The sequence below is a fragment of the Neobacillus drentensis genome (assembly GCF_036962765.1).
GTDB classification, from domain to species: Bacteria; Bacillota; Bacilli; order Bacillales; family Cytobacillaceae; genus Neobacillus; species Neobacillus drentensis_C.
Genome location: NZ_JBALOS010000236.1, coordinates 1 through 7,806 on the forward strand (window position 1 = coordinate 1; position 7,806 = coordinate 7,806).

At 32.8% G+C, this 7,806-nt stretch carries 7 protein-coding genes; 1 reads left to right on the top strand and 6 read right to left on the bottom strand.

The genetic code is table 11. The annotated features are described in order from the left end of the window. Nucleotides 1-148: 148 nt before the first annotated feature. The 6 genes from V7137_RS24480 to V7137_RS24505 all read right to left on the bottom strand — a co-directional run bounded on the left by V7137_RS24480 (nt 149) and on the right by V7137_RS24505 (nt 6,474). A complete protein-coding gene (locus V7137_RS24480) occupies nt 149-1,576 on the bottom strand; it encodes an ABC transporter substrate-binding protein (protein WP_335700486.1) in 1,428 nt (475 codons plus the stop codon). Nucleotides 1,577-1,794: 218 nt separating this feature from the next. Continuing rightward, on the bottom strand, nt 1,795-3,609 hold the full coding sequence (locus V7137_RS24485) for a sensor histidine kinase (protein ID WP_335700487.1): 1,815 nt from the start codon (nt 3,607-3,609) through the stop codon (nt 1,795-1,797). Next, nucleotides 3,606-4,286 carry a response regulator transcription factor gene (locus V7137_RS24490; protein ID WP_335700488.1) on the bottom strand — a complete coding sequence of 227 codons (681 nt, stop codon included), beginning with the start codon at nt 4,284-4,286 and terminating at the stop codon, nt 3,606-3,608. Before V7137_RS24490 ends, V7137_RS24485 begins: the two co-directional genes overlap by 4 nt. An 83-nt stretch (nt 4,287-4,369) precedes the next feature. Further along, nucleotides 4,370-5,269 (bottom strand): carbohydrate ABC transporter permease, encoded by a 900-nt coding sequence (locus V7137_RS24495; RefSeq protein ID WP_335700489.1) that lies wholly within the window; start codon nt 5,267-5,269, stop codon nt 4,370-4,372. Between the two features lie 18 nt (nt 5,270-5,287). Next, nucleotides 5,288-6,160: a carbohydrate ABC transporter permease gene (locus V7137_RS24500; RefSeq protein WP_335700490.1), complete on the bottom strand. Its 873-nt coding sequence runs from the start codon at nt 6,158-6,160 to the stop codon at nt 5,288-5,290. Nucleotides 6,161-6,321: 161 nt separating this feature from the next. Next, nucleotides 6,322-6,474 (bottom strand): hypothetical protein, encoded by a 153-nt coding sequence (locus V7137_RS24505; RefSeq protein ID WP_335700491.1) that lies wholly within the window; start codon nt 6,472-6,474, stop codon nt 6,322-6,324. A 928-nt stretch (nt 6,475-7,402) separates the two neighbouring features. Between V7137_RS24505 and V7137_RS24510 the strand changes: the two genes are divergently transcribed. Further along, nucleotides 7,403-7,806 (top strand): DUF3231 family protein (locus V7137_RS24510; RefSeq protein WP_335700492.1); only part of this gene is annotated, 404 nt, incomplete at its 3' end.

Consider the following 7,806-nt stretch of genomic DNA (forward strand, 5'->3'; position numbering starts at 1 on the left):
ATAAAAATAGCAGCTGGATCTTCAATTAAAGCACCCGTTAGCTTAAGTACATTCTTTCACAAACTATTTTTCTAAAAATTGAAAGATCATAAAACTGGATATAAAAAGAGACCATTTTGAGTGGTCTCCTAGAAATTTCTTTATTCTTCTACTCGTTTAAATAGGTCATTACTCTGTTCTGGATAATATCCGCCACACTTTGAGCAGATTTTTGACCCTTAAAATAGCTATTTGATTCTTCCTCTATGATTGTTCTGATTTTTTCATTCCATCGTATTTGTGTATTCGCCTCAGAAATCATTTGTTTCAATGGCTCAAGTGAAGCTTCTGAAACCGTTACTGCGCCACCTTTGCCACCCTTTCCGCCACTACCTTTTGTATTTTCTACTTTTCCTTCTATTACATCGGTAAATTCCTTCTCATTTGCCGCGATATTCACAGGAAACATACCGCTTACTGATTGAGTTTGAATCTCATAAGAAAGTAAAAATTTCAGGTAATCCCATGCTTCCATTTTGACAGTGGAATTTGCATTCATCGCATAGCGATCGTACCCAGAGAAGGTAACACCCGATTCTTTTTCAGAAGAATGTGGAAAATCGTAAATGTTCGCCGCATTCTGATAGTAAATAGCTGCACGCATCGCATAATCATTTGCAGAATAGATTGGTGAACTAGTAAAATACGTTGTTCTCATCACACCGACCTGATTATCCGATAAAACGTTATCGTCATACATTTTTTTTACTCGTTCGAGTAAATCAATAAAGAATGGAGAATCAAAATGGGCTTCATTTTTCTCTGTATCAACAAGTTGGTCGTAGTTTTCATTCGAGAATACTAAAGGATTTAAGATACCAACAGGTGAAACTACCATTGCTGTATCAAGTGTCCCTTTTGCCTTTAACTGCTTACTTATTTCTGTAAAACGATCCCATGTCCAGTTTTGACGGTCATCTATTTGGACGCCTGTTTTCGAAATCGCTTCTTGATTCCCAATTAAAGCCCCTAAGGAAAAATGCGTAGGCAGAACGTAAAGACCACCATTCACTTTAGAGTGTTCGAGGATGTTCATGTAATACTGACTTTTGTCAAAAGACGTATCTTTTTCAATGTATTGATTAAGATTAACAAAGGCATTTTTATCAATGTATCGATCTAACGGCAAACTTTGGTCGTTTAAAATGAATAAATCTGCGCCCTTTCCAGATAACACCTCTGTAGTGGTCTGTGCCACGTATTTCTCAAGTTGAAGAGCTGATAATGCGCCACCACCCGATGCAAAGCTTTTCAGTTCAATCTTGATATTTGGATGCTTTTTTTCGTATTCCTTTGCAGCTAATACAAAGTCTGGATGTTTCCCTAAGACAGAGATTGTAATCGTTTTTTTCTCATCTCTGCTTACCTTTAACGAAAGGTCTTCTCGATTGCTATTTTTATTGTTATCTTGATGACCTTTGTTAGTATTATTTTGTTCGTTATGTTTGTTTTCATCGCTTTGTGTGTTCCCACTACTACAAGCAACAAGACTAAACATTACGATTAAACTCATCATTAAAGCCAATATTTTTTTCATATTATCATCTCCCTTTCTCTTTCTCACTTAAAGTAAGAATACCCTCCTCAAATAAAGATGAAATGAAGATGAAATAAAGTTTTTTAAAAGATTGATAAAAATTTTACAATAATAACTGTCGGCTAATTCTAGGAGCGTTAGCCTGTAATAAAAAATCGCCCTTTTGACTAGGGCGATTCAACAGAAGAAAAGTATAGTTAATTTTTCCAACCATATTATCACTTATTTTTATTTAAGCAAAAGTAAAATAATACTCCATCCGATGTATTCATGACACCGTACTGCGCACCATGTAGGTCTAATATATTTTTCGAAATGGCAAGTCCTAACCCAGTACTACCTTCTGATCGATGTCTAGACGTATCACCGCGATAGAAACGTTCCCAAACCTTATTTAATTGGTCATTTGGAATATGTGATCCTTTATTTTCCACGCACACTTTCACTTGCTCATCTTCTATTGTCGTTGAAATATAGATATGTTCATGAACAGGGGAATAGCGGATCGCATTTGTCATGTAGTTCGTGATGACTTGTTCAATGCGATGTTGATTTGCGAATACTTCGATAGATACTAAATCTTTATGAATCGTTAGTTCTTTTTTCTCAATTTCTAAAGATAATTGACTACAAATCTGATCAATTACTTTATCAATATAAAATGGTTCCATTTTCATTTTATACGTTCCAGACTCGTATTTTGCTAATTCAAGCATATCCACTATTAATAGATCCATTTTGTCGACTTCTTTTTCCATCGCTTCAAAATAGTAATCCTTCTTATGACTAGCAACACCGTCTTTTAGGATCGAAATACAGCTTTTCATAATACTGAGTGGGGTCTTCAATTCATGCGAAACACCTGAAATGAATTCTTTTCTTGTATTTTCTAATTGTTTTTCTTTCTCAATATCTTGTTTTAATTGCGTAATATGCGAATGTAGCGTATTTGAAAGCAAATTAATATTCTGTGATAAATCACCAATCTCATCTTTCGAATGATATTCAATTCGTTCTGAAAAATCTAAATGCGCAATTTTTCTTGTTGTATTATTAATTCTTAATAATGGTCTTGCAATTTTGATTGAATAGTAAATGGACGCCAAAATTGTAAGAAGTAAAACGAATGCAATGATATAAACAAAATAATCTTTTACCATTCGCACAGCTTCATCTACTGGTTGTAAAGAAGCCATTGAAAAAATATAATTTGTTTCACCATTTTCATCTTTAATCGGATCGATAAACAATTTATATTTGATTCCATTTTGTTCATAATCAAGCGTTTTGAAAGTTTTGTGCTGGTTTTGTTCATCCAACAATAAGTTTGTTTGAAATTCATTAATACGATCCATGAATAAGATATTACTATAAATGATGCTTGAAACATCATTACGATCAGGAATGCGTACATTTTGTACGATTCCTTTTAATTGATGGATTTCCGCATTATATTTTGGCGATATTTCCATTTTTTCTTTTATATCGTATTTCTCATTATTAACTAGAAAGGAGTTATCAATATTTTTCCACATGGATTGATTGATCCAGTATGAATTACGCTGAACCACGTAAAGATAATAAGGGATAGTAATATTATTCTTATCAATTATATTGACATCCACAATATCACCTTTTGAAATAGGTGGAGTATCTTTTAAAAGGTCGTCTTCTTTTAATAAATGATATAGTGGAATCATCAATATTTGATTTGATTTTTTATTTCCGTCTATCCTAATTTCAGCATAAAAATCATTTGCAGTTTTAATATTTCCATTGTGATCAAGCGTTGTAATCCATGTATTTTGGGCACGATAAAAATCTTGTTCTAATTGCTGGATTGTTTGAACATTACCATCGCTTTTTAAGTATTGTTTCTCAAATGATTTGATACTGGATTTCAGGTCATTTACTTTTCGATTTGCATAGTATTGTTTAAAAAAGATTGTTTGACCAATATAAATGGATCCTGTGATTAACAAACATAAAGTTGTTGTTAATAAAAATAGTTTTAAGACAATCCCGAATTTCATACGGTTTCCTCAAACTTATAGCCTATTCGAATGATCGTTGAAATCAGTTTTGATTTACTGCCTAATTTCGTCCGTAAATTACGTATATGTGTATTAATTGTTCGATCATCACCATTATAGTCATAGCCCCAAACCTTTTGCACGAGTTGTTCTCTTGTAATCACAATCCCATGGTTTTGCATTAAATAAGTTAATATTTCAAATTCAGTATGAGTTAAATTGATATTGTATCCATCTACTTTGACTTTCCGAGAAGAAAAATTGACTGAAACACCATTTTTAGTAAATGTTTCATTTGATGGCTCATTTATTTTATATTGACTTTCAAGTATACGTTTAACTCTGGCAAGCAAAATGGGTGGACTATAAGGCTTTGTAACGTAGTCGTCGGCGCCTAACTCAAATCCAAGCAGTGTATCATCTTCATCTACCCGTGCTGTTAACATGATGATAGGAACATTTGAAGTCTTTCGAATTCTTCTACAAACTGCCCACCCATCAACCTTCGGTAACATAATATCAAGAATAATGAGATGAAAAACTTGTTCTTGAAATAATCCCAATGCTTGTTCACCATCGATCGCTTCAATTACTTCATGACCTTCATTTACTAAATAATCTTTCACAATTTCACGTAAAATAGTTTCATCTTCTACGATTAAGATTTTGTACTGCATGGTCATTCCACGCTCGCTTTCTATGCTCTCCCATACTTATATTTTATCCAACATGGAATTTTTATTAATTAGTGATATATCCATTAATCCTTAGCACCTGATAACTGAATTCCTTTGATTAAATATTTTTTTGCAAATCCGAAAATTAATAACATTGGTGCCATATAGAGAATTGAGGCAGCGAAACCAATCCCTCTTGCTTCTTCTATAATTTGAGATAAATAAAGGGACAATGGAAATTTTAATGGATCATCTAGAAAAATAAGTGGCTGTTCAACCATATTCCAATAATCAGCGAATAATAAAACGACTAGTGCTGCAAGACCTGGTCGAATCAGTGGCAATATGATCTTCATGAAAATCGTAAAATGACCTGCCCCATCTATTTTTGCAGCTTCGATATATGAATATGGAATCGTCATGACGAATTGTCTAAGCATAAACACACCAAACGCACCAAATATTCCTGGGAAAATGATGGCTCCAAAACTATTTAAGAGCCCTAACTTATCTGCAATAAGATAATTAGGTACCAGTGTTACTTGAAAAGGCATCAACATGGTAACCATATACACCAAAAATAGCGTATCTCTTCCTTTGAACTTTAGTTTTCCAAGGACATATGCTGCAAACGATGCAACAATCAGTTGACCTAGTATGATTGGGAACACTATTAAGATAGAATTTTCATAAAATTCCATATTTGATTGTTCTTTGTCAATGAATGATTGTTTCTTAACAAAGAATGCTTTATATTGTTCAAACGAGAACTGTTCAGGTATCAATTTCAAATGGATGAACGAATCTTTGCGTGCATCCTTATCTAGTTGACTTTCATTTTCTGAAGGATAGTGACGGCTAATTTCTATCTCTGTCATAAAAGAATTTGATAATGTAAAAACGACTGGGAAAACCATTATTGCTGCCAGAATCAATAAGAAAAAAGTTAAAATCCATTTGCGAAATAACGTATTTCTTTTCATTCTCTTCACCTCTTATTCTTAACTCATAAACTTTCGATATCGACGTTCGATTGCGAAAAAAACAAACACTAAGATTAAAATACATACGACCATTAATGACGCAGCAGCGGTCAGTTTTTGAACATTTAAAGAAGCAAACATGTTATTCATATAGTGCTGAATCATATAAATGCGATCATATGGATAATCACCTGCAATTAGATAGGTTTCACGGAATATTTTGAAGGAGTTAATTATGCTCATTAAAAGTACAAAAAACATTGTTGGCGTTAAGTATACCAACGTAATCTGTCTAAATTTAAAGAAACGACCTCCGCCTTCCATTTCCGCTATCTCATAGTAATCTTTTGGTATATTTTGAAGACCTGCCAAGAATATGATCATGTTGTAACCAATGTTTTTCCATAAATAAACAACTGATACAACAGCGATCGACCAATCTGATTTCATCCAATCGATTTGAGTAAAGCCCAAATTCACCAACCATGAATTAAATGTACCATTCCAATCGAATAATATTTGCCATAGCATAACAATCGAAGCGACTGGTACTACAATTGGTAAGATGAATGAACTGATTATGACATTTTTAAACACAACTGTTTGATGCAAGCAAAGTGCGAGCATTAAAGAAATGCCGATTACTAATGGAACATTGATTGCCGTAAACCAAAATGTGTTTGATGCTGCCTTTAAAAATGAAGCACTTGCTATTAGCTCTTTATAATTGAAAATACCAACAAATGAACCACCAACCGCACCATCTTTAAATGAATAGATAGTACCCATTACAAAAGGGATTAAATAGAAAAGGGAAAAACCAATCAAACTTGGTAATAAGAAAAATGCTGCAACCTTACCATCATTATTTAATCGTTTACTTAGCTTCATGTGTTCACTTCTTTCTATATTTGAGTATTTAATAAATTGATTAATAATTCTGTTCGGAATGAAGTATAGCCTAATGAGATAAAGATGAGATAAAGATTAAATTAAGATTAAGCCGAAAAGTGATTATTAAAAAAAACAAAAATAAAAAGCTAACGTATTTGTTAGCTTTTTAACTTTATTTTGAAATCTTTTACACTTTTTCCTTTATCTACTCTTAAGAAAAAAAACTTTTGCTGCCTTGAACCTTTTATACCCAAAATCTCATCACATAAATTAATGAGGTAGGTTTCGTCACTATCTCTAAGCCTATTCACTAAAATCCTCCTCTTCAATTTGAAAAAACCACCACTCGGTTCTATCAAATTCCAATAAAAAATACATTAATCCTTCTTGGATCAATGCACAGCATACTTACACTCTTATTACACTAACCTGCTCCGTTAGTTCAACAAGAAAAAGCCGCCTCAATGACAGCTCTGATCTTAAACTCAAGCACCCGTTAGTTTAAGTGAAAATATTAACAATCTTTTTTTCCTTAAAAAAATCTAATCCCTTAATGTGTAGGGGCGTATCAAAAAAGACGCCTTCTTATTCAAGAAAAGCGCCCGATTCTTGAATAAGCAGCTACCTACTATTAGCTGGTTTTGTTGAAAAGTTGATACTTTGCAATTACTTAAATTCACTCCTAAGCAAATATACAAAATCAGGAGTTTTAGCTCGCCCATTTGGATATCACATAAGAGAAGGTAGGCTCCCTGGGCTCAACTTCTTTCATCTTAGTTGCCACACCCTGTCCTCTATAATTTACCGACGTTGCCAAAAAATCTATTTCACCCATATTTTCAGAAATACTACTTTTACTCTCGGTGTAAGTATCTATTTATATGTCACGAAAGATTTTATGGTGCCCTATTTTTATTAGGTTTTATGATCATAGTAGCCAGGGTGGAACGTCTCTGCCAGTGGGGACTTGATCCCGTCCACAAAACTGTTCGCCCTCTACAAAATAACTCACTTTCCCCATTAAAGGAAGTTAGCTTTAGATATTCACCTCAATATTTTTGAATCATTATATTACCAACATCAGTTTGGTCGGATATATAAAATGTTGTTCCTTTTCGAAAGGTTCAATCCCATACAATGAAACTCTAAGTGTATTTAGGAAGAATTACTGATTCATGAATAATCAAGAATTTTTTTTGACAAAATAAAAAAAGAAATTGAGTCTTTAGGGGGTATAAAATGAACGTAAATGAATTAGGTTTCCTTTGGTACTTACAATCAAGTTCAAACATGATGAATTTTTTATTAAAATATCTTAGTGAAACTTCTGAGGATACCGATTTAAGGAATATTTTAAATGAAATATATAAAATCTCTACATATCAAGAACAAGAGGCTACTCAATTATTGTCTGAGGAAGGTTATAAAGATACACCGTTCTTCAGGGAAGATGATATATATAGTTCAACAACAAAGCTATTTTCAGACCAATTAATTATAGAGATCTTAAAGCATATAACGAGTAATGGATTGCGAGCGCTTGCTGTTCAATATATTGAATTAACAGATTATAAAGTAAAAAATTTTTATAAAAAAATACTTAATGATGTAATTCAATTAGATTTTTCTTTATTAAAATTGCT

Excerpts from the sequence above, each read along its gene's own strand:
- V7137_RS24480 (WP_335700486.1), bottom strand. The coding sequence starts at position 1,576 with ATGAAAAAAATATTGGCTTTAATGATGAGTTTAATCGTAATGTTTAGT.
- V7137_RS24485 (WP_335700487.1), bottom strand. The coding sequence starts at position 3,609 with ATGAAATTCGGGATTGTCTTAAAACTATTTTTATTAACAACAACTTTA.
- V7137_RS24490 (WP_335700488.1), bottom strand. The coding sequence starts at position 4,286 with ATGCAGTACAAAATCTTAATCGTAGAAGATGAAACTATTTTACGTGAA.
- V7137_RS24495 (WP_335700489.1), bottom strand. The coding sequence starts at position 5,269 with ATGAAAAGAAATACGTTATTTCGCAAATGGATTTTAACTTTTTTCTTA.
- V7137_RS24500 (WP_335700490.1), bottom strand. The coding sequence starts at position 6,160 with ATGAAGCTAAGTAAACGATTAAATAATGATGGTAAGGTTGCAGCATTT.